Genomic DNA, 22,350 nt, shown 5'->3' on the forward strand with positions numbered 1-22,350 from the left:
GTCAGAATTTGAAGTTCGACATTTTGAACATGATCAGATTGCCCAGCATCAGCCAGGTGACCGAGCCACCAACCATGTACCACGTCTTCGGCACGCCCCAGACGTCGCTGTAATATCCCGGCATGAATGCCATGATGGTCGTGAACAGCAGCGCCGGCACGGCCGTCAGGATATAGGCCGACAGGCGGCCTTCGGTTGAAATGGCGCGCACCTTGCGGCGCAGCTTGCCGCGCTCGCGGATCGTCGTCGACAGCCCGTCGAGGATTTCGCGGAGATTGCCGCCAGAACTCGTCTGGATCGACACGGCGGTGACGAACAGCGGCAGATCCTCATGGCCGACCCTGTCGAACAGCGAATTCAGCGCCGAAACCAGATCCGAACCAAAAGTCACCTCATCGGCAATCACGCCGAACTCGGTGCCGATCGGGTCGGGCATTTCGCGCGACCCCATGGCGATGGCCACCGGCACCGGATGGCCGGCCTTGAGGCCGCGCGTGATCAGTTCCAGCGCTTCCGGCAACTGCATGCCGAACCGCTTCAGCCTGCGCTTGCGCATGGAGCGCATCGCCATCACCGGCAGCACCGGCACCAGCACGACAAACAGAATGGCGCCCATCAGCAGCGGCAAGCCATACCAGATGGCGACAAGGGCCGCCGCCAGCGCCAGCCCCGAAGTGATCATCAGGAACTTCGACAGCGGCATGATCATGCCCGACTGGGCGCGCAGCGCGCGAAAACGGTCAGGCGAGAACAGCGACGTGCCCGCATCGAGACCACGCTCCTTACGCAATTGGATCAGCACCTGTTCCTGGCTGATCTTGTTTTCCTGCAGCTTCATGCGCCGGTTGATGGCAGTGCGCCTGTCGCTGCGGCCGGCATAGAGCAGGTAAACGGCCTCGGCGATCATGATGCCGGTCAATGCAGCCCCGGCATAGACGACATAGATCGCGCTGAACCCATCCAACACCGGGTTACTCCTGCGGCCGGCCGGGTTCGAAATAGCGCCCGGGAAACTCGATGCCCATGGCGCGCAGGTCCTCCAGGAAGCGCGGCCGGATCCCGGTCGCTTCGAAATGGCCGAGGATTGTGCCATCGGCGTCCATGCCGGTGCGCACGAAGCGGAAGATCTCCTGCATCTGGATGACGTCGCCTTCCATGCCCGTCACCTCGGCGACGCTCGTCACCTTGCGCTTGCCGTCGGAGAGCCGGGTCAACTGGACGATGATGTCGATGGCGCTGGCGATCTGGCTGCGGATCGACTGCACCGTCATCGGCATGCCGGTCATGCCCAGCATCTGCTCGAGCCGCGAAATGGCATCGCGCGGCGTGTTGGCGTGAATGGTGGCCATCGATCCTTCGTGGCCGGTGTTCATGGCCTGAAGCATATCGAAGGCCTCCTCGCCGCGGCACTCGCCGAGGATGACGCGATCGGGCCGCATGCGCAGCGCGTTTTTGACAAGATCGCGTTGCTTGAGTTCGCCATGGCCTTCGATGTTGGCCGGCCGGGTTTCCATGCGCGCGACATGCGGCTGCTGCAACTGAAGCTCCGCCGCGTCCTCTATGGTGATCAGCCGCTCGTCCTCGGGAATGAAGGCCGACAGGGCGTTGAGCATGGTCGTCTTGCCGGTGCCGGTGCCGCCCGAAATGATCGTCGTCTTGCGGGCATGCACTGCCGCAGCAAGCACTTCGGCCATGTTCTGGGTGATGGCGCCGAATTCGACCAGCCGGTGCAGGCCGAGCTTGTTCTTGGAAAATTTGCGGATCGACACCAGCGGCCCGTCGACCGCCACCGGACGGATGGCGGCGTTGAAACGCGAGCCATCCAGCATGCGGGCGTCGACCATCGGCTGCGATTCGTCGACGCGGCGGCCGACTGCGGCAACGATTTTGTTTATGATTCTAAGCAGATGCGCCTCATCCTTGAACGGGATGTGGACCTGCTGCAGCTTGCCCTTCTTTTCGACGAAGCAGTTCTGATGGCCGTTGATCAGTATGTCGTTGATATCGGGGTCCTTGAGCAGCGGCTCGAGCGGGCCGAGCCCGACCATCTCGTCGACGATGTCGTCGACCAGGGCATCGAGTTCGACGGTGTTGATCGCCATCCGCTCTTCGCGCGTCTTTTCCGACACGAAATCATGCACCTGCCGGCGCATCTCGTCCCTGGGCAGCCGCTCCAGCGCGACAAGATTGATCTCTTCGAGCAGCAACCGGTGGATGCGCACGCGCGCATCGAGCACCTTGTTGGCGCTCTTGCCCGGCACGGCTTCGACTTTCGCCGGCAAGACCTTCCGGCTCGTCGGGATGACGACCGCGTGGTGCGCAACCGCCGTCGGCTCGGCGGAGCGCTGCGGACGCGCATCGCGGTTCTGCAAGGTGGAAAAGCGGCTGCTCATCCGGCCTTCCTCTTCAAAAGGCTCTTGCCGAAGCCGAACAGCGATTTCGATTTGCCCGGCGCCGTCGCCACTTCATCCGGAAGGATGATCTTCTTCAGGTCGTTGACGACGTTGGCATTGGCATCGATCTCGTGCAGCGGCACGCCGCGATCGACAGCCTCGCGCACCAGCCGGTAATTGTTGGCGATGCCGCCGACGAAATGCTCGCCGAGGATTTCCTGGACATCCGCCTGCTTGATGCCGCTGTCGAACATCTTCTGCTCGAAACGGTTGACGATGACGTTCGGCTTCACTTCCTTGCCCGCGGTCTCGTAGACCGCCTGGATCAGCCGTTGCGTGTGGCGCAGGCACGGCACCGTCATTTCGGCGACGATGTAGAGCTTGTTTGAGCCGAGCAGCACCGTCTCCGTCCACGGAAACCAGGTGCGAGGCATGTCGATGACGACATTGTCGAAATAGGCCGAGACGAGGTCCAGCATCCGCACCACGACATCGGTCTTGAACGAGCGCATCTCCGCCGGCTGCGTCGGTGCGGCCAGAACACAAAGTCCGCTGGCATGCTTCGACAGCATCACGTCGAGCAATTGCCTGTCGAGACGCTCCGGCTGGTTCTCGATTTCGGTGATGTCGAAACGCGGCTCCAGGTCGAGATATTCGGCGCAGGCGCCCTGCTGGAAATTGAGGTCGACCACGCAGGTCGAGGCGCCGCGCGTCACTGAATGATGCAGTTGGAACGCGGTCTGCAAAGCCAGCGTGGTGGTGCCGACGCCGCCTGCCGCGGGCATGAAGGTGTAGATTTGCGACTCGGTGTTTTCCTCGCGCCCCGGCCCCTGCAGCGCACGCACCACCGAACGTACGAGATCGGCCGTGGTGATCGGCTTGACCAGGAAATCCGCGACCTTGAGCTGCACGAGGATGCGCGCGGCGGCGGCGTTGAACTCCTGGGTGACGACTACGACCGGCGCCTTGCCTTCCAGACGACGCATAACGCGTTGCAGCGCATCGATCTCCTCAAGCTTCGCCGCATCCATATCGACGATGATCGCGCCGAGATCGGCCTCCTGGACCTCGCCGCGAAGTTCGGTGATGTTCTTTTCCACCGTCGAGAGCTGGATGATCTCCGAGGCGGCAAATGCCGTCCGCGTGTCCTGCACGAAGGTTCTGTCCGTCGATATGAGCAGGATTTTCCTGGTCTTGATGCCGTTTGCCATTTCTTCTCAGCCTGTGATCCCGGATCAATTGTCGGCGCTTGCTTGCGATGCCTTGGCGCTGGCCGCCTGCTCGGCGGTGGCGGGTTCCGTGCTGCCGCGCTGGGCAGGCACGAGAAGCCTGGTGTTCTGGACGCCGTATTTCCAGGGATCGACCATCTGCATGACGGTGTTGGCGGCCTGGGCTTCCCCGACGCCGCTCGTCACGCCTTCGCTGCGCATATAGTCGTCGCTCGTGCAGCCGGCGGTGAAGCCGGCAAGCAGCAAGGCGACGCTCGAGCTCAAGACCATACGCATGGCTTCAGTCCTTCGGCAGGTCGAGAAAATGCCCGACTTTGGTGGCGGGAGCGGCACGCGCGGCGCTGCCATCAGCCAGCGCCAGCGCGCGATTGGTGTCCGACGCCCTCACCTCCTCGGTATTGTTGAGGAAATAATCGACATTGCTGGCAGGCTGCGTGCCATCGGTCGGCTCGGCCATTTTCTTCGATGGATCCACCGGCTTGACCAGGTAAGGCGTGACGATGATCACCAGGTCCGTCTCTCGCCGCTGGTAGGATTTCGACGAGAACAGGGGCCCGAGCACAGGCATCTTGCCGAGGCCCGGTATGCGCGAGGTGGTGATGTCGTTCTGCGACTGCAGCAGCCCCGCGATCATGAAGCTCTGGCCGTTCTTTAGGTCGACCGACGTCCTGGCGCGGCGCACGATGAAGCCGGGCACCGAGATGCTGCCGATATTGTAGGAAGCCGACGCGTCGATCGAGGAGACTTCCGGCGCGATATCGAGGCTGACCAGCCCGTCCTTCAGAACCGTGGGCGTGAAATCCAGGCTGACGCCGTACTTCTTGTAGCTGACGGAAATCTTGCCGTTGTCTTCGGAAACCGGGATCGGAAACTCGCCGCCGGCCAGGAAGCTCGCCGTCTCGCCGGACCGGGCGATCAGGTTCGGCTCGGCCAGCCGACGAGCCAGGCCACGCTCTTCCAGTGCCTTGATGGCGATGTCGATGGAAACGCCGTTCGACAGAAGCCTGCCGATGATCTCGCCGGTCCCCGCCGGCTCAATGGTGCCGGGAGCAATCGTAACGTCGCGTCCGCCCATGCCATAAGCGAAATTGGCGCTGTATTTGGCGCCGAGGTCCTGTCCGGCCTGACGGTTGATCTCGACGAAGCGGACATTGAGCTGGACCTGCTGCGAGGACGAGATGTTGACCGAATTGATCACCTCCTCATTGCCGGAGAAGCGGGTGGCGATCTTGTTTGCCTTTTCGGCGGCGACCGCGTCATCCGCCTCGCCCGACAGCACGACACGGCCATTGGCGGAGCCGACCTTGATTTTGGCGTCCGGCACGCTGGCGCGGATGGTGTCGGCCAACTGGTCGGTATCGAGCGTCACTTCGATGTCTACGGTGCCGACGAGCTGCTTGTTCTCGTTGAACAGGGCGATGCCGGTGGTGCCGAGATTGTTGCCCAGCACATAGAAGGATTTGTCGGTCAGCGGGTTGACGTTGGCGATCTCCGGATCGCCGATGACGATCTGGTAGAAGGCAGCACTGGTCATGATCGTCTTGGGCTTGCCCTTGGCGACCTTGATCGAGGCGTTCTTGGTCGCCGAGACATAGACGATGTCATTGTCCGCCCTGGCCGGGCCGGCGAAGATGCCGGCCGCCGCCATCGTCACCGCCATCGCCACGGCCCGCGCGACGTGCAACCGGCCTGCCACTCGATATTGAAGTTGCCTGAACATTGTTCCCGTCCCGTCCGGTCCCCACCGGTCCTGCTCTGGTCCCACTCAGGAACCTGATATTCCTATTTCTGGTCCCGCGCAGGAACCTGATATTCCTCGGCCGTCGTTCCACGTGTCACGATGACCGTCTTGAATTTCGGCTGCTCCGGCTCCTTTGCCATGGCGTCGAACAGCGAGCCGGCTGCGGCTTGCGCCTTGCCCGCCACCGATCCGCCAAAGGAGGAGATGGTGGTGACACCGTTCTTGCCGTCGCCACCTTCGCTGGCGGAGCGAAGCGACAGCGACAGCGTGCCGACCGTGCGGGCCAGCGCCACTTTCTGCGCGCCTTCGGTGGTCACCTCGATGGTTATGGAATTGGCCACCTGCGGGGTCGTTTGGCGCTCGTCGGCGCCCTGCCCGACGCTCAGCACCTTCGCGTCGGCAACGACGATCTCGGAGGTGATGGTCGAGCCGGCGGCGCCTTGCGCATTCTTGGCCACTTCCTGGATTTCGCCGGCATCGCGCGTCAGCACGACATCGACCCGATCGCCTGGCGTGACGAAGCCGCCGACGCCCGCGATCTCGTCGGTGCGGATGGTGACCGCCCGCATCCCGGGCGTCAGCATGTTGGAGAGCGTGGCGCGGCCATTCGGGCCGGACAGCTTGGTCAGCAGCACCGGTTCGTTGACTTCGATCGGCGACAGCACCACGCGGCTGCCGTCCCCGAGCAGTCCATCGATGGTGGCGAAGGCGCCCTGCGGCAGCGAATCCTGCGGCCACGGGATTTCGTTGAGTTTCGCGCGGTCGAGATCCATCCCGTACCGCAACGGTGCATTCGCCACCACGATTGTCTTGAATTCAACCCTGGGTGCGGCCGGAGCGGTGATCGACGCGGTTTTCTCCTCGGCGTCGGCCCTGGCCTGGCGCTTGACCCAGAAATCGGCGGCAAAGATCGAAATCGCGCCGAAAACGGCGGCGATGCCGATCATCGTTATGGCCTTGCCCCTCACGCCCAAACCCCTGATGCCCGTAGTTTCTTGTTATGTTGGCTCACGCTAGGCGGCATTGTTAAAGAATCAGGAATCTTCTCGCTGGCTATCCGCCCGATTTCCGCCGGCTTGGTTATCGAATGGTTTTAGGATAAGAGGGGGTTAATCCCCGAACGTAACAGGAACCTCCGTCGCTTGGCGCTGAAAAGCGTGGCAGTATCAGCGGGTGATTCGCAGCTTGGGCTCTATGGCAGGCATGGACGACAACAACGATCTTTTCGGCAATCTGGAGAAGCAGCCGCAACCGGTTCGCACACCGGCGCGTCCGGCCGATCCGCTGGTGCAGGCGGCAGCCAAGCGTCCGGCGGCCGCGTCTCGTGATGGCTCAGAGGGCTACAGCGCCGCCGATATCGAGGTGCTCGAAGGCCTGGAGCCGGTGCGGCGCCGTCCGGGCATGTATATTGGCGGCACCGACGACAAGGCCATGCACCATCTGTTCGCCGAGGTCATCGACAACTCGATGGACGAGGCAGTTGCCGGCCATGCCACATTCATCGATGTCGAGCTTTCGGCTGACGGCTTTCTCACCGTGACCGACAATGGCCGCGGCATTCCCGTCGATCCGCATCCGAAATTCAAGAAGCCGGCGCTCGAAGTGATCATGACGACGCTGCATTCGGGCGGTAAGTTCGATAGCAAGGTCTATGAAACCTCGGGCGGCCTGCACGGCGTCGGCGTCTCCGTGGTCAACGCGCTGTCGGATCATCTCGAAGTCGAAGTCGCGCGCGGACGGCAACTTTACCGGCAGCGCTTCTCGCGCGGCATTCCGGTCAGCGGCCTCGAGCATCTTGGCGAAGTTCACAACCGGCGCGGCACCAGGACCCGTTTCCACCCCGACGAGCAGATCTTCGGCAAGGGCGCCGCGTTCGAGCCGGCGCGGCTCTACCGCATGACGCGCTCGAAGGCCTATCTCTTCGGCGGCGTCGAAATCCGCTGGACCTGCGATCCCTCGCTGATCAAGGAAAAGGACACCACTCCGGCCAAGGCTGAATTCCATTTTCCCGGCGGCCTCAAGGACTATCTGAAAGCGTCGCTCGGCGACGAATTCCAGGTGACGCGCGAAATCTTCGCCGGCAAGAGCGACAGGCAAGGCGGCCATGGCTCGCTGGAATGGGCAGTGACCTGGTTCGGCGGTGACGGCTTCATCAACTCCTACTGCAACACCATCCCGACCGGCGAAGGCGGCACCCACGAGGCCGGCTTCCGCAACGTCTTGACGCGCGGCCTGCGCGCCTATGCCGACCTCGTCGGCAACAAGCGCGCCTCGATCGTCACGTCGGAAGACGTCATGATCTCGGCGGCGGGCATGCTGTCGGTGTTCATACGCGAGCCTGAATTCGTCGGCCAGACCAAGGACAGGCTGGCGACCATCGAGGCGATGCGCATCGTCGAGACGGCGATCCGCGACCCGTTCGACCATTGGCTGGCCGACAATCCGCAGGAAGCCTCGAAGCTGCTCGAATGGGTGATCGCGCGCGCCGACGAGCGGGTACGACGCCGCCAGGAAAAGGAAGTGTCGCGCAAGAGCGCGGTGCGCAAGCTGCGCCTGCCGGGCAAGCTTGCCGATTGCACGCAGAATGCGGCCGCCGGCGCCGAACTCTTCATCGTCGAAGGCGATTCGGCCGGCGGCTCTGCCAAGCAGGCGCGCGACCGCGCCAGCCAGGCGGTGCTGCCGTTGCGCGGCAAGATTCTCAACGTCGCCAGTGCCGGCAACGACAAGCTGGCCGCCAACCAGCAGATTTCCGACCTGATCCAGGCGCTTGGTTGCGGCACGCGGTCGAAATACCGCGACGAGGATCTTCGCTACGACCGCGTCATCATCATGACCGACGCCGACGTCGACGGCGCTCACATCGCCTCGCTGCTGATCACCTTCTTCTACCAGGAGATGCCGAATCTGGTTCGCGGCGGACATCTCTATCTGGCGGTGCCGCCGCTCTACTCGATCCGGCAGGGCGGCAAGGTCGCCTATGCGCGTGACGACGCGCACAAGGACGAATTGCTGCGCACCGAGTTCACCGGGCGCGGCAAGGTCGAGATCGGTCGCTTCAAGGGCCTGGGCGAAATGATGGCCGCGCAGCTCAAGGAGACAACCATGGATCCGAGGAAGCGTACGCTGCTCCGCGTCGATGTGATCGATGCCGAGGCCGCTACCAAGGACGCGGTCGATGCGCTGATGGGCACCAAGCCGGAGGCTCGTTTCCGGTTCATTCAGGAACGCGCCGAATTCGCGGAAACGGAAGTGCTGGATATCTGAGCGCAGGCCGGCCGATCAAGGCTTGCGGAGACGCGCGTGTGAGCTGGCAACGGCTGAAAGGCTATTTCGAAGCGGGTCTTGCCGGGCTGACGCAGCCGACCCGGTCGGACTGGGTCTTCGCCTTGCGTACGGTCTCGGCCGGCCTGATCGCGCTTATGGTCGCCTACGCCCTCAAGCTCGATCACCCGCAATGGGCGATGATGACGGTGTTCATCGTTGCCCAGCCGGTCGCAGGCATGGTGTTGGCGAAAGGCTTTTATCGGTTGCTCGGCACGCTGGCGGGCGGTGTTGCCGCAATTGCCATCACCACTGTCTTCGGCACGAATCCCTGGGTGCTGGTGACGGTGCTTGCCCTATGGATCGGCATTTGCACCTTCGTGTCGTCGCTGCTGCGCAACCCGGAAGCCTACGGGGCGGCGCTGGCCGGCTACACCGCCATGATCATCAGCCTGCCGGCGTTTGGCCAGCCGCATCTCGTTGTCGACCTCGCGGTCGCGCGCTGTGCCGAGATCGTGCTCGGCATTCTCTGCGCCGGCCTGACCAGCCGGCTGATCCTGCCCAAATTGGCCAGCGAGGCCATCATCTCGCGGCTGAAGCGCTGCATTCTCGACCTTGCCACCTATGCCGGCGGCGCCTTTTCCGGCGGCGACACGGCAATGCTTTCCGGCCTGCATCGGAAGCTGGTCGCCGACACCCAGACGCTCGCCGAGATGCGCGCCTATGCCAGGCTGGAGGCCCCGAGCTTCGCGCCGCGCGCCCATCCGGTCCGGCGCACCATTGGACAACTGCTTTCAGCCCTGTCCGCGGCCCGCGCGCTGCATTCACACGCCGCACCGAAGAACGCGGCGCTCATTCCGATGCGCTCGGAGCTGCAAGCCCTCGTCACTGAATTGGCAGCGACGCCGGGCGCACTCGACGACACGGCGCCCTGGCTGGCACGGCTCGACGCGATCGGCGCCAAAGCGACGCAAATGCCCGGCGCCTTGGCCGACCAGGACGGCGACAGGGTCGGCACCGTCACCCGGCTCACCATCGCCGCCGATTTCGCCGAAGCGCTGAAGCAGGCGCTGCGCGGTCTCGATGCCTTGCGTGCGCCCGTTACGCGGCCTTCACGCGAACGCAGGCCCCCGGCGCTGGTGGTGCATCGCGACTATCACGGGGCGAGCCGCAACGCGGTCCGCGCGGCACTTGCAACGCTGCTGGTCGCCGCTTTCTGGCTGACGACGAGATGGTCGGAAGCCGCCGGCACGGTCATTCTGGTTGCCGTCGTGTCGAGCTTGTTTGCCGCCCGCCCCGATCCGGTGCGGGTAGCCTGGGGCTTCTTCGAGGGAACACTGTTGGCCCTGCCCTTTGCCTTTCTCGTCGGCGAGATCGCGCTTCCCGTTTTTCCTGGTTTCGGCTGGTTCATGCTGTTCGTCGTACCGATCCTGGTGCCGGCGGCGCTCGCCATGGCCAATCCCCGCTATGTCGGCGTGGCGACGGCCTTCGCCATCAATTTTCTTGCTTTCCTCAGCCCGCACCAGGCGATGACCTACGATCCCGGCCCGTTCTTCGCCGGCTCGGCCTCGATCCTGGTCGGCATCCTTTTGGCAATCGGCGTCTTCATCGTCGTGCTGCCCGCCGACCCATGGCTCGCAGCGCACCGCATCGTGCGGGCCATGCGCGAGGATCTGGCGCGGCTTTGCCTGCACGAGCGCGTGCCGCGGCGTTCAGCCTTCGAGAGCCTCGCCTATGACCGCATCAACCAGCTGATGCCGCTGGTGCAGACCAGCGGCAGGAAGGGTGAAGCGGTTCTGGGCGGCAGTGTCGCCGCCGTCACCGTCGGTCTGGAGATCCTGCGGCTGCGCGCTGCCGGGCAAAGCTCCGCGATCCCGTCCGAAACCGCGCTTTCGATTGCCAACTTCCTCAAGGGATTGGCGCGCGAACTGCTTTTTCGCCAGCCCGGCGATCCGCAGACATCGACCGTCGCCGTCGCCCGGCAATATGCGGCGGGCATCGCTCAGCGCAACGGCGCCGGCGACATGCTCCAGATCGCGGCATCGCTGCGCATCATCGCTGCGGCCATGGAGGATTTTCCTGAATTCTTCGCCCGGCAGCGAAGCTAGGCCCGTTCGCCGATCCTATGCGGCGGCGATAGCCAGCGCGTGTCCGCGCGCGTTTTCGCGCAGTGCGTCGAGATGGATCGAGCGGACCAGCCCGGCGAGCTCGCCCTGAGTGGCTTCCCCGCCGAGTTCCTTCAGCATCAGCCAGCTGACCTCCTGGACGCCGGCAACACGCTTGCCATTGGCCACTTCCCGCCAGATTTTCAGCGCGCGCAAGATGACCGCGTGCGTGGCGGCAGCCAGGCCGGCACTGCGGAACAGCGCCTGCAAGGCCACGTCGTGTCCGCCGGCCAGCAGTGCCCTCACTCTTTGGGCGGACTGCTGGCTGAGCGCGACCAGCGCCGAGCCGAAGAAGTCGACCTTGCCATGTGCGATGGTGCGGATGAGGAAGCTCGCGGTGAGATCGCCGCGTAGCCTGAGATGCTCGATCAACGCCGCATGTTCTTCCTGGCGCGTGCCCTCGATCAGCGTCACGCAGGCCTTAACGCAGGCGTCGCGCATGACGCGGTCGGCCCGGGCGGCTCCCATCAAGGCCATGACCAGCGGCGAGGTCTTGAGCATCTCACCGAGTTTGACGAGCAGCATGTGCCGGCAGTCGGCAGGCAGGCGTGCATCCGATATAAGCGCCTCGCGCACCAGCGGCAGATGGCCGTGGCGCTCGGCCATGCGGCGGAAACTCAACGAAGCGATATCGGCGCCGCTGTTGGCCAAAAGCACGGCGCAGGCCTCCGCCTCGCCGATCTCTGCGATAGCCGCCGACAGCGCCATCGAGACCACTGGCCGATCGGCGATCAGTTTTTGCGTCGCCTTCGCACCTGAAGCCACGCGATTGATCAGGTCTGCGTCGGTAAGCAGTGGCGATCGCGTCAGCACGACGCCGGCGACTTCCGGCTGGTCGGAAGCAAGCGCGCTGATGATCTGGGGCGGTGCGTGATGGCTCATGGACAGCGCCTCGGCCACCGCCAGCCGTACCTTCGACGATGCGTCGTCGAGCAGCAAGGTCAGCGCCGCCTCTGCGGCGCAGCGATCCTCGAACGGCAATTCCGCGTCGACATAGGCGCGGGCGAGCGCGCTTGCCGCCGCGGCGCGCTCCGATACCCTGGCCGTGTAGATCCATTTCAGGAAATGCGAGACAACAATCATACCGCCTGCTTACGCCCTTGCCGGAAGGTTTCCGACCCCGTGCCGGACGTTAGGCCGAATTGGTTTATGAAGCGTTCACCATGTTCGTTAACTGGCTTGCGAGCGCTGGATACAGCGCCTATCAACCGTCAGCAGCGGAGGAGACCGAAAATGGCTGGGCTTTATCTCGAGGAGTTCGTCGTCGGCCATGTCTTCCAGCACACGCTGCGCAAGACCGTCACCGAGAGCGACAACATGCTGTTCTCGGTGATGACCCTGAACCCGCAGCCGCTGCATATCGACTTCGATTTCGCCGCCAGGAGCGAATGGGGCAAGCCGCTTGTCAACTCGCTGTTCACGCTCGGCCTGATGATCGGCATTTCGGTCAACGACATCACCGTCGGTACGACGGTCGCCAATCTCGGCATGAAGGAAACGGTGTTTCCGCATCCGGTCTTCCATGGCGACACCATTCGCGTCGAGACCACTGTCGTCTCGGTGCGTGAATCCAGGTCGAAGCCCGATCGCGGCATCGTCGAGTTCGAACATCGGGCCTATAACCAGAACGGCGACCTCGTCGCCAAATGCACGAGACAGGCCATGATGCTGAAGAAGGCAGCCTGATGCGTTCGCTGCTGTTCGTCCCAGGCGATTCCGAGAGGAAGCTGGAGAAAGGCTTTGGCGCCGGCGCCGACGTGGTCATTGTCGACCTCGAGGATTCGGTGGCGCCCCACAGCAAGGCATCGGCGCGAAAGATCGCGGCGCGCTTCATCGTCAACCACCGGGCGCAAACAAGATCGGCGATCTACGTCAGGGTCAACGACCTGTCGACCGGACTGACGGACGACGACCTTGCGGCGCTCATCCCGGCAAAGCCCGACGGCGTCATGCTGCCCAAATCGGCTGGCGGCCAGGATGTCCAGCACCTCTCGGCAAAGCTCAGGCTGAGCGAAGCGGAGAACGGCCTGGCCGACGGCGCGACAAAAATTCTGCCGATCATCACCGAAACACCGGCGGCCGTGCTGGCAGCGGCGAGCTACGCCGGGGCAAGCGCGCGGCTTGCCGGGCTGACTTGGGGCGCGGAAGACCTGTCGGCGGCGATCGGCGCGCGCACCAGCCGCGACCAGCATGGTCGCTATACCGACGTGTTTCGCCACGCTCGCCTGATGACCATCCTCGCAGCGGGCGCGGCGGAAGTCGCGGCGATCGACACCGTCTTCCCGAATTTCCGCGACATGGCGGCCTTCCAGGCCGAATGCAGGGAGGCCGAACGTGACGGCTTCACCGGCAAGATGGCGATCCACCCTGATCAGGTGCCGGTCATAAACGCCGCCTTCACGCCCTCGGTGGAAGCGGTGCAACAGTCGGCGGCAATTGTCGCGGCGTTCCAGGCGGCGGGAAATCCCGGCGTCGTCGGCATTGACGGCAAGATGTATGACCGGCCGCATCTGCGGCTGGCCGAGCGGCTTCTGGCACGCGCCCGGGCAGCCGGAATCTCCGCCTGACCGCTACCAGACCAGCGGGATCAGGCGGTAGCGGACATGGGCCGCATAGTCGTCATAGCCGCGCAGGCCGGTGCGAAGCGTCTTCTCCTCGATGAATGTGCGGATGGCCAGGAGAACGATGAACACGACCACCAGTGCCAGCCCCCACCAGGAGCCAAGCAGGAGAGCCGTGCCGGCAAAGAAGAGGATGGCGCCGGCATACATGGGGTGGCGCACATAGCTATAGGGACCCGTTGTGATCACTTGCTGGCCGCGTTCGGCCTGGATTTTCACGACCGGCGCCGCGAAGCTGTTCTCCAGCATCGTCAGATAGCTGATCCATAGTCCGACCAGCAGGACGAGCGCACCGATCAGTTGTACCCAGACCGGAACCGCGGACCAGCCGAAGCGGTGATCGAAACCCGTGAAGGCCAGCCAGGCAAAGATGCCGAGCAGGAGCATGCTCAACAGAACCTTGTCGGCCGCGGTCTGGTCCTCCTGGATGGGAGAGCTCAGCCGTTCGTTCATCAGGCCGGGATCGCGCCGGGCCAGCGTCACGCCAAGGGTCAGGCTTAGCCCGACCATCACCGCCAGATACACCCAGGCTCCCGGCCAGGTCAGCGTGCCCGCTGTCAGGAAAAGCAGCGCGCCCATGGCGCCGAACCACAGGAACGTCTGGAGAATCAATCTCGAGACCATGACCAACCTTCCACAATATTTGCCGCAGGCATCTACCAGCAACAGAGTACCGCCGACGCTCAGCGGGCTCTCGCCCATCACGCGCCTGGACGAAACGGTCCTGGTGTGCAGAAGGTTTCGTCATGCCGCGTCATCAAGCTCAGGCGCGTCGTGATGACGGCTCGCCGTCAGGAAAGCACAGTGACTGGGCGCCCCTTGCGGGCTAATCCTTGCCCCAACGCGGCCGGCGCATCGAAAACACCTCGTTGACGCTGGCATAGTCCATGTAGCCGAGGCGAGCGACATTGCCGGCTTTGCTGATATCGAACAGGCCGTCCTTCAGGTAGGCATCGTCAATATGCACGCCGATCACTTCGCCGGCCACGACGACGGCGCTGGTCGGCGTTCCGTCCAAAGCCTTTGGCCGGAACACTTCGGTCACCTTGCATTCGAGTGCGGCGGGTGCGGCCGCCACGCGCGGCGGCGCGACAAGACGCGACGGCGCCATGGCGAGATCGGCATAGACGAACTCGTTGACGCCGCGCGGCGCGGCGACCGACGTCCGGTTCATCTTCTCGGCGAGATCGCGGCCGACCAGATTGGCGACGAACTCGCCGGTCTCCTGGGCGAAGGAGGCGCTGTCCTTCTCGCCCTCGGAGGAAAACCAGACGATGAAGGGCCTTGTCGAAACGGCATTAAAGAAGGAATAGGGCGCGAGGTTGATCTCGCCAGCCCCGTTCAGGGTCGAGATCCAGCCGATCGGGCGCGGCGCCACGATCGCCTTCGACGGATCGTGCGGCAGTCCGTGCCCCTTTGACGGCTCGTAGAACACTTAGCCCGCCCAGGGCCCGGCATAGTCCGCATAAAGCTTTGCCGGATCGGGGCGCGGCCGCTCCGGCGCCGGGCCGCCATAGGAGCCGATATGGACGAAGCCGATGACGCGCTCCTGCGGCGCCAGCCCCAGGATCGCCCTGCCCTCCGGCACGTCCGAATACCAGTTGCTGATCATGTTGGTGCCATAGCCCAGTGCGTTGGCGGCAATCATCAGGTTCATCGCCGCCATGCCGCCGGACAGGAACATCTCCCATTGCGGGATTTTCGGATTTTCCTTCGGCACCGACACGACGCCGATCACCAGCGGCGCGCGCGAGAAGCGCGCCAGCTCCTGGTTGCGGCGGCCATCCGGTAAAGGTCCCTCCCGCTGTTCGGCAAGGGCCGCCAGCTTCCTGCCGATCTCGATGCGGGCATCGCCGCGATAAAGAATGAAGCGCCAGGGCTCGAGCCGGCCATGATCGGGCACGCGCGTGGCGGCGGCGATCATCGTGGCGATCTCGGCGTGGCCGGGCGCAGGCTCCTTCAACTCCGGTATCGGCGCTGAATTGCGGGTCAGCAGGAAGTCGATGATCGGGGACGCCATGGGCGCAAGTCTCCTAAGTTCGATTTTGAGCTGAAGCGCGCCATGGGGATGCGGGGCGGCTCGGGCATCGACGCGGGCGCGCCAGGCTGGAGAGTCGTATCGGTCGGACTCTTAAGCCTTGAAATTGCCACCGCCATGGGCTTCAACGCAAGGCATGTTTGAGGGGACTTTGCGTCTTTTCCTGATCTGGGTCTGCACCCTGCTGCTCATGGCGCCGGTTTCCTTTGCCGTGGCACAGAATGTGGATGGCGTCAGCGACCTGAAGCTTCCCGGAATTTCGAACTACGCGACGCCGAAAGGCGAGACATCGCTGGCGCTGGGCGGCGGCGCCATCACCTTGTCCGCGCAGTTGACCGACAAGGGAGGCGATATCACTCGCGGCATCGTCTGGCGCGTCTTCAAGCCGGAGGCCGTCAACGGCAAATTGCCGATGGTGGCTTCCGCCCATGGCGGCACGGCGGTCTTCCAGCTCGAACCCGGCAGCTATCTGGTTCACGCTTCCTACGGCCGGGCCGGCGCCACCAAGCGCATCACCGTCGGCAAGGACGCCAAGCGCGAGAGCCTCGTGCTCGATGCCGGCGGGCTGAAGCTCGATGCCGTCCTTTCCGGAGGGGCGCGCATTCCACCAAAGAAGCTGCGCTTCTCGATCTATGAGGGCAATGCCGAACCCAATGGCGATCGCGCGCTGATCATTCCCGACGTCGAGCCCAACAGCGTCGTGCGTCTCAATGCCGGTATCTACCACGTGGTCTCGACCTATGGCGCGGTCAATGCCGTTATCCGCTCCGACATCCGCGTCGAGGCCGGCAAGCTGACCGAAGCCACCGTCGAGCATCACGCCGCCGAGATTACCTTGAAGCTGGTGCGTGAAGCGGGCGGCGAAGCGATCGCCGACACATCATGGTCGCTGCTCAATGAATCGGGCGATCCGATCAAGGAAACCGTCGGCGCCTTCGCCTCCATGGTTCTGGCCGAAGGCGATTACACGATCATCGCCAAGAACCGCGACCGGATCTACCAGAAGGATTTCACTGTCGTGGCCGGACAGAACCAGGAAATCGAGGTTCTCGCGACGGAAGCCGCCGCGATGGATCCGGAAGAAGGCGCGGATTAGTCAAAACCCCGGGTAAGCCTGAGGCGGTTTCCTTCGGATCGTCGACGAAATGGACCTAGGCCGCCAGCTTGGCCCGTGCCGGCAGGAATGGAATCCGGCGGCGAGGCACCGGCGGCGCCAGATCGAAGACGCCTTTATAGAGACGCTCGAGCAGCGCCTTGCGGTCGCGCACGGGCTCCAGTTCGTTCCAGCTCAGCACATCGCCGACACGCACGTCGATCGACTTGCCGGAAAGCCGGGCGAACTCGTGGATAAGCAACGAAATGCGCAGCGTCAGCGATGCCTTGCCGACGAACTTCGCCACGCGTCCGTCGCGCTCGGCCATGTTCATGGGACCGCTGACCAGATGGAACAGCCTGCCGTTCTGGCCGGAGAAATGCATCGGCACTACGGAAGCCTTGGCATCCTGCACCAGACGCGCCGGAAACATCTTCCATGGCAGGTCGCGTGCCTGGCCAAAACCTTTCGGCGCGGTGGCGACGCCGCCGGCCGGAAATACCACGATGGTGACACGTTCTTTCAGGAGCCGCACAGCCTCATGACGCACCGCCATGTTGTTCTTCAGAGCGTCCTTGGTCTCGGAAAAGTCGATCGGCAGCGAGTAGGGCTCCATCTCGCTGATCTTGAGCAGATCCTTGTGGATCATGACCCGGAACGGCCGCCCAAGCTGCTCGGCCAGCGACAGCGCGGCAATGCCGTCGCCGATGCCGAAGGGATGATTGGCGACGATCACCAGCGGCGTGTCGGGCAGGTTCTTCGGGGGCCATTGGTCGGGGGTTCGTACCCGCACGTCGATCAATTCGAGCATGCGACTGAACACGCGCTCGCCGGTCGGGATCACCTGGCGGCGCCAAAAATCATAAAGCGCTGCAAAGCGGTCGCGTCCGGACAGGCCCTCGATGGAATGGATGACCCACCGCGTCAGCACCGGCTGTCGTGGATTGGCATAGGAAAGCTCGGGAAAAGGTTTTTCGCGCAATTTCAGCTTGAGCATGAGGGCTTGTTACAAGACTGCCGTGACAAGGATGTGAAAACGGCGAGATGTGAAATGGCGGTGGACTGCTCCACCGCCATTTCGCTTGAAATACTACCGGATCAGGTCGCGCGTTTGCGCCGGCGATCGGGCGTGATCGCTTCTTCGGTCAGTTGCGCGACCGCTTGGGCGAGACCCAGCGACTCCTGGTCGCGCGATCCGAGCCGGCGCATGTTGACCGTCTGCTCCTCCGCCTCGCGCTTGCCGCAGACAAGAATGACCGGAACCTTGGCCAGCGAGTGCTCGCGGACCTTGTAGTTGATCTTCTCGTTGCGCAGATCCGCCTCGGCGGACAAGCCCGCGGCTTTCAGCTTCGCCACCACTTCGTTCGCATAGCCATCGGCGTCCGAAGTGATCGTCGCCACCACCACCTGCAGCGGCGCGAACCACAGCGGGAAATGGCCGGAATAGTTCTCGATCAGGATGCCGAGGAAGCGCTCCATCGAGCCGCAGATGGCACGGTGCACCATAACAGGCTGTTTCTTCTCGGAATCCGAGCCGATGTAGAAGGCGCCGAAACGCTCCGGCAGGTTGAAGTCGACCTGCGTGGTGCCGCATTGCCATTCGCGGCCGATGGCATCCTTCAGCACATATTCGAACTTCGGCCCGTAGAAGGCGCCCTCGCCAGGATTGATCGAGGTCTTGATGCGGTTGCCCGATCGCGTCCTGATCGTCTCCAGCACGCCGCTCATGATCGCTTCGGCGTGATCCCAGGCCTCGTCTGTGCCGACGCGCTTGTCTGGCCGGGTCGACAGCTTCACGCTGATTTCGTCGAAGCCGAAATCAGCGTAGGTCGACAGAATCAGATCGTTGATACGCAGGCACTCCGACGCCAGCTGCTCCTCGGTGCAGAAAATATGCGCGTCATCCTGCGTGAAGCCGCGCACCCGCATCAGCCCGTGCAGCGCACCCGATGGCTCGTAGCGATGCACATTTCCGAATTCCGCAAGCTTTACCGGCAGGTCGCGATAGGATTTCAACCCATGCTTGAAAATCTGCACATGGCCGGGACAGTTCATCGGCTTCAGCGCGAACACGCGGTCGTCATCAGTGTCGTCGCCGGCGACCGTCACCTTGAACATGGCATCGCGATACCAGCCCCAGTGACCCGACGTTTCCCACAGGCTCTTGTCGAGCACCTGCGGCGCGTTGACCTCCTGGTAGCCCTGCTCGTCGAGGCGGCGGCGCATGTAGTTGACCAGGTTCTGGAACATCTTCCAGCCTTTGGCATGCCAGAAGACGACGCCCGGCCCCTCTTCCTGGAAGTGGAACAGATCCATCTCGCGGCCGAGTTTTCGGTGGTCGCGCTTTTCGGCTTCCTCCAGCATTGTCTGGTAGGCGTCGAGCTGCGCCTGATCAGCCCATGCCGTGCCGTAGATGCGCGTCAGCATCGGGTTATTCGAATCTCCGCGCCAATAGGCGCCCGCCACCTTCATCAGCTTGAAGGCATTGCCGATCTGCCCGGTCGAGGCCATGTGCGGACCGCGGCAGAGGTCGAACCAGTCACCTTGCGCATAGATCTTGAGATCCTGATCGTCAGGAATGGCATCGATCAGTTCCAGCTTGTAGCGCTCGCCCTTGTCGGCGAAGACCTTTTTGGCCTTGTCGCGCGACCAGACCTCTTTGGTGAATGGCTTGTTGCGCGCAATGATCTCGCGCATCTTCTTCTCGATCACGGGGAAGTCGTCCGGGGTGAACGGCTCGTTGCGGGCGAAGTCGTAGTAGAATCCGTTCTCGATCACCGGCCCGATGGTCACCTGCGTTCCCGGCCATATCTCCTGCACGGCCTCCGCCAGCACGTGTGCCGCATCATGGCGGATGAGTTCCAGCGCGCGCGGATCGTCGCGGGTGATGATCTCGATCTTGCCGGACTTGCCGAGCGGATCGGAGAGATCGCGCACGGTGCCGTCGATGGCATAGGCCACGGCCTTCTTGGCCAGCGACTTGGAGATCGATTCGGCAAGTCCGGCACCGGTCATCGCCGCGTCGTAGTCGCGTACGGAGCCATCGGGAAATGTCAGGGAAACGGAATTCAGCATCAGGTATCTCCTATCCAGTCCCGCAAACGAGCGCGGGTGGTGAAATGCAGGTCGTCAGCGGTTCGAAGGCCAAGACATGCGCGGGTAAGCCGGAAGCGTCCGGCGGCGGGCTGTCTTTTATGGGCAGTTTCCGCCGCCGTAAAGCCGGATTGACACCCAGCGTTTCATTTGATGAGTTGCGGCAGGTCCTTCAGGAAGGCGGCACGGGTCGCAAGCCCCTTCGGCATGTCGCTCCGCTTCGTATCGACCACGAGCCGGGCAAACACGATCTGACGGCCGTCCTTCTGCGCCCAGCCGACGAACCAGCCGAGCGAACGCCTGTCCTTGCCACCCTCGCCGAGCCTGGTGCTGCCGGTCTTGCCCTGAACGGTCCAGGCGCCGGCCTTGAAGCTCGGTATGATGGCTTTCGTCATGTCGTGGGCCTTGGCCGAGACCGGCATCTTGCCGGCGAGGAGCTTACGCAGGAAATCGACCTGTTCGACCGGTGTGATCTTGAGCGAGGAGTTCACCCAGGAATGGGTCAGGCCGTCATTCTTGCCGGGATCGCCGGAAACGTCCGCATTGCCGTAGCCGAACTTCGAGACGTAGCCGGCAAAACTCTCCGGTCCAAGCCGGCGGGTGATCTCGCGCGAATACCACAGCACCGAGTCCCGCTCCCAGATCGTTGGATCGACGGTCTTGTGGTCCCGCTTGACCGCCTTGAATTCAGGCTTGTAGTCCCAGCTCGGCGTGTGTTCGTCGCTGAGTATGCCGGCATCGTAACCGATCAGCGACAGCGGCACCTTGAACGTCGAGGCCGGGCTGAATCGCTGGTCGCAGGCGCCGTTCTGGTAAAGAGTTTTGCCGGTCTGCGCATCGGCGATCAGCGTGCATTGCACATCCCCGAGCGGCGCCGATTGCGCGCGCATCGGAAATCCCAGAAGCCAGGCAAGCAGGAACAGGACTCCGGCAAGTATGAAGGGAAGACGGTCGACATTGCGCATTGATGCTCGCTCCAGAGGGGGTTCGGCGAGCGGTTTAGCGAGGTCTCTTGTCTCGAATTTGTCTCAAATTCGCAGTTGTTGTGGAGGCTGCCGTTAACCCTACCAGATCGTAAACGGTTGCCGTGAAGACTGATCGGGACTCAGCTTCGCGCATCGTCGCGATTGCCGCCGATCCGCCAATATCGCCACGGCGCGAACCAGACATAGCGACCCGCCAGAACCTCCGGAACAAGGTCGACGCCATGGGTGCCGAATGGGCCGCAGCGCAGAACCCTGAAAAATCCCATCCAGCCGCCGGCCCAAAGACCATGGCGGGCGATCGCCTCATGCGCATATTCCGAGCAGGTCGGCAGATGACGGCAGGAACTGCCGATGAAGCCGGACAGCGTCAGTTGATAGAGGCGCACCAGCGACGTGCCCAACACCCGGCCAGGGGTCTTGCGCCACGGGCCGGGCCAGTTGCGGCCGTGCCGCGGCGGCCCGGCTGTATGTGCATGCCCATGCTGGTCGCCCACTGCGATCTCCGTCTTTCCACACGATAGATGTGGGCTTCATCGGGAGAACGCAATCCCGCCCCTGCTTGCTGAGCTTTCACGGGCGGAAGCGGCGGAGTGGCTGTCGATCAACCGGCGGTGCCCACCGGCAGGGGCTAGACTGCTCCTCGCAATGCTTTCGACAGGTTCTTTCGTCACGCCACTGAAAGGTTGCAATCCGCATCACATCGCCAAAAATCTCCAGCAACTGGGTCATGGCCGCATCTCCTTGGCGACGAGTAGACCGCCGCTGGCCTTCGCCTTCAAACGAGTATAATTTCCACTTCGGATAATCCTGGGTTATGCGAATGAAGCGCGGGCGACTGCCGCTGACGGCTTTGAGGAGCTTTGAAGCAGCCGGGCGGCACCTGAGCTTCAGCAGGGCGGCCGAGGAGCTTTTCGTCTCGCAGGCGGCGATCAGCCGGCAGATCCGCGAGCTCGAGGTCTTTCTGCGCCGGCCCCTGTTCGAACGTCACCATCGCCGCGTCGAACTGACCGATGCGGGCCGCCGCCTGCTCAGTCAACTGGTCAGGAGTTTCGACGCCATCGACGCGCTGCTTTCCGAGTTGGTGGCGGCCCCCGCGCAGACAGTGGTTCGTGTCAGCGTCGAGCCGTCGCTGGCATCGGTATGGCTGGTGCCGCGGCTCAACCGTTTTCGCCAATTGCGGCCCGATATCGACGTCGCGCTCGAAGTCGATCCAAGGCTGATTGAGTTTCGCGGCGACCAGCCTGAACTCGCCTTGCGCTTCAGTGCGCATGCTGTCTCATGGCCGCGCAGCGAGGCCGAGCGGCTTGCCTCGACGGTCGATTCACCGGTCCTGTCGCCGGCGCTGCTTGCCGCGGGACCTCCCCTCGACAAGCCGGCCGACCTTGGCCGCTACACGCTGTTGCATGAGGAAAACCGACAGGGTTGGGCGCGCTGGTTCGAGGCGGCCGGCGTGCCTGCCGATGTGGTGCCTGCGCGCGGTCCCATGTTGGCGGATGCCTCGCTTTCGAAGCAGGCCGCCCTGCTCGGACACGGCGTGGCGCTGGGCGATCTCCTGCAGATCGGCGAAGAGCTCGCCTCCGGCACGCTGGTCAAGCCGTTCGACATCGACGTCGCGTCCGGCGCCTATTGGCTGGTGGCCAGAAGCCTGCGTGATCTCCCCGAGCCTGCCGCCGCGTTCGCCGACTGGGTGAGAAGCGAATTCGCCGAAAGCAGGCGGCCCCGATAGGCAG

General features: G+C 63.5%; 20 protein-coding genes. 6 read left to right on the forward strand and 14 right to left on the reverse strand.

Annotation, left to right across the window (positions count from 1 at the left end):
- Window position 1 precedes the first annotated feature (1 nt).
- The 6 genes from LB533_RS11140 to cpaB all read right to left on the reverse strand — a co-directional run bounded on the left by LB533_RS11140 (window position 2) and on the right by cpaB (window position 6,331).
- The gene (locus tag LB533_RS11140) at window positions 2–967 is read right to left on the reverse strand and encodes a type II secretion system F family protein (protein WP_224677167.1); all 966 of its coding nucleotides are present in this window, start codon (window positions 965–967) and stop codon (window positions 2–4) included.
- Window positions 968–971: 4 nt separating this feature from the next.
- Window positions 972–2,393, reverse strand: a complete 1,422-nt coding sequence (locus tag LB533_RS11145; RefSeq protein WP_140564048.1) for a CpaF family protein — start codon at window positions 2,391–2,393, stop codon at window positions 972–974.
- On the reverse strand, window positions 2,390–3,604 hold the full coding sequence (locus tag LB533_RS11150) for a CpaE family protein (RefSeq protein WP_140638894.1): 1,215 nt from the start codon (window positions 3,602–3,604) through the stop codon (window positions 2,390–2,392). Before LB533_RS11150 ends, LB533_RS11145 begins: the two co-directional genes overlap by 4 nt.
- Window positions 3,605–3,628: 24 nt before the next feature.
- Window positions 3,629–3,898 carry a hypothetical protein gene (locus LB533_RS11155; RefSeq protein WP_140638895.1) on the reverse strand — a complete coding sequence of 90 codons (270 nt, stop codon included), beginning with the start codon at window positions 3,896–3,898 and terminating at the stop codon, window positions 3,629–3,631.
- Between the two features lie 4 nt (window positions 3,899–3,902).
- Window positions 3,903–5,342 (reverse strand): type II and III secretion system protein family protein, encoded by a 1,440-nt coding sequence (locus tag LB533_RS11160; protein WP_140638896.1) that lies wholly within the window; start codon window positions 5,340–5,342, stop codon window positions 3,903–3,905.
- Window positions 5,343–5,404: 62 nt separating this feature from the next.
- A complete protein-coding gene (cpaB, locus tag LB533_RS11165; RefSeq protein WP_246674427.1) occupies window positions 5,405–6,331 on the reverse strand; it encodes a Flp pilus assembly protein CpaB in 927 nt (308 codons plus the stop codon).
- 235 nt (window positions 6,332–6,566) lie between these two features.
- Here cpaB and parE point away from each other — a divergent pair, with 235 nt between their 5' ends.
- Complete coding sequence (gene parE, locus LB533_RS11170) at window positions 6,567–8,627, forward strand: DNA topoisomerase IV subunit B (protein WP_140638897.1); 2,061 nt, start codon at window positions 6,567–6,569, stop codon at window positions 8,625–8,627.
- 38 nt (window positions 8,628–8,665) lie between these two features.
- Window positions 8,666–10,732, forward strand: a complete 2,067-nt coding sequence (locus tag LB533_RS11175; protein ID WP_140638898.1) for an FUSC family protein — start codon at window positions 8,666–8,668, stop codon at window positions 10,730–10,732.
- Between the two features lie 15 nt (window positions 10,733–10,747).
- On the opposite strand, the gene LB533_RS11180 is transcribed toward LB533_RS11175, so the two are convergent.
- Window positions 10,748–11,872 carry a DUF2336 domain-containing protein gene (locus LB533_RS11180; RefSeq protein WP_140638899.1) on the reverse strand — a complete coding sequence of 375 codons (1,125 nt, stop codon included), beginning with the start codon at window positions 11,870–11,872 and terminating at the stop codon, window positions 10,748–10,750.
- Window positions 11,873–12,022: 150 nt separating this feature from the next.
- Between LB533_RS11180 and LB533_RS11185 the strand changes: the two genes are divergently transcribed.
- Window positions 12,023–12,475 (forward strand): MaoC family dehydratase, encoded by a 453-nt coding sequence (locus tag LB533_RS11185; RefSeq protein WP_140551514.1) that lies wholly within the window; start codon window positions 12,023–12,025, stop codon window positions 12,473–12,475.
- Complete coding sequence (locus LB533_RS11190) at window positions 12,475–13,356, forward strand: HpcH/HpaI aldolase/citrate lyase family protein (RefSeq protein ID WP_140638900.1); 882 nt, start codon at window positions 12,475–12,477, stop codon at window positions 13,354–13,356. The genes LB533_RS11185 and LB533_RS11190 overlap by 1 nt, the downstream gene beginning before the upstream one ends.
- Window positions 13,357–13,359: 3 nt before the next feature.
- On the opposite strand, the gene LB533_RS11195 is transcribed toward LB533_RS11190, so the two are convergent.
- From LB533_RS11195 to LB533_RS11205, 3 genes are all read right to left on the reverse strand, one after another.
- Window positions 13,360–14,034 carry a methyltransferase family protein gene (locus tag LB533_RS11195; RefSeq protein ID WP_140638901.1) on the reverse strand — a complete coding sequence of 225 codons (675 nt, stop codon included), beginning with the start codon at window positions 14,032–14,034 and terminating at the stop codon, window positions 13,360–13,362.
- Between the two features lie 202 nt (window positions 14,035–14,236).
- The gene (locus LB533_RS11200) at window positions 14,237–14,845 is read right to left on the reverse strand and encodes a flavin reductase family protein (RefSeq protein WP_140638902.1); all 609 of its coding nucleotides are present in this window, start codon (window positions 14,843–14,845) and stop codon (window positions 14,237–14,239) included.
- Complete coding sequence (locus LB533_RS11205) at window positions 14,846–15,430, reverse strand: nitroreductase (protein ID WP_140638903.1); 585 nt, start codon at window positions 15,428–15,430, stop codon at window positions 14,846–14,848. It lies immediately after the preceding gene.
- Window positions 15,431–15,584: 154 nt separating this feature from the next.
- Between LB533_RS11205 and LB533_RS11210 the strand changes: the two genes are divergently transcribed.
- A complete protein-coding gene (locus tag LB533_RS11210; protein ID WP_140638904.1) occupies window positions 15,585–16,544 on the forward strand; it encodes a hypothetical protein in 960 nt (319 codons plus the stop codon).
- A 55-nt stretch (window positions 16,545–16,599) separates the two neighbouring features.
- On the opposite strand, the gene LB533_RS11215 is transcribed toward LB533_RS11210, so the two are convergent.
- The 4 genes from LB533_RS11215 to yidD all read right to left on the reverse strand — a co-directional run bounded on the left by LB533_RS11215 (window position 16,600) and on the right by yidD (window position 21,114).
- Window positions 16,600–17,538 (reverse strand): lysophospholipid acyltransferase family protein, encoded by a 939-nt coding sequence (locus LB533_RS11215; protein WP_140638905.1) that lies wholly within the window; start codon window positions 17,536–17,538, stop codon window positions 16,600–16,602.
- A 101-nt stretch (window positions 17,539–17,639) separates the two neighbouring features.
- A complete protein-coding gene (thrS, locus tag LB533_RS11220; RefSeq protein ID WP_224677168.1) occupies window positions 17,640–19,616 on the reverse strand; it encodes a threonine--tRNA ligase in 1,977 nt (658 codons plus the stop codon).
- A 164-nt stretch (window positions 19,617–19,780) separates the two neighbouring features.
- Window positions 19,781–20,599 (reverse strand): class D beta-lactamase, encoded by an 819-nt coding sequence (gene blaOXA, locus LB533_RS11225; RefSeq protein WP_224677169.1) that lies wholly within the window; start codon window positions 20,597–20,599, stop codon window positions 19,781–19,783.
- A 140-nt stretch (window positions 20,600–20,739) separates the two neighbouring features.
- A complete protein-coding gene (gene yidD / locus LB533_RS11230; RefSeq protein WP_140638908.1) occupies window positions 20,740–21,114 on the reverse strand; it encodes a membrane protein insertion efficiency factor YidD in 375 nt (124 codons plus the stop codon).
- Between the two features lie 326 nt (window positions 21,115–21,440).
- Here yidD and LB533_RS11235 point away from each other — a divergent pair, with 326 nt between their 5' ends.
- A complete protein-coding gene (locus LB533_RS11235) occupies window positions 21,441–22,346 on the forward strand; it encodes a LysR substrate-binding domain-containing protein (RefSeq protein ID WP_224677170.1) in 906 nt (301 codons plus the stop codon).
- The last annotated feature ends 4 nt before the right edge of the window (window positions 22,347–22,350 follow it).

This window comes from Mesorhizobium sp. BR1-1-13 (assembly GCF_020165515.1).
Lineage (GTDB): Bacteria > Pseudomonadota > Alphaproteobacteria > Rhizobiales > Rhizobiaceae > Mesorhizobium.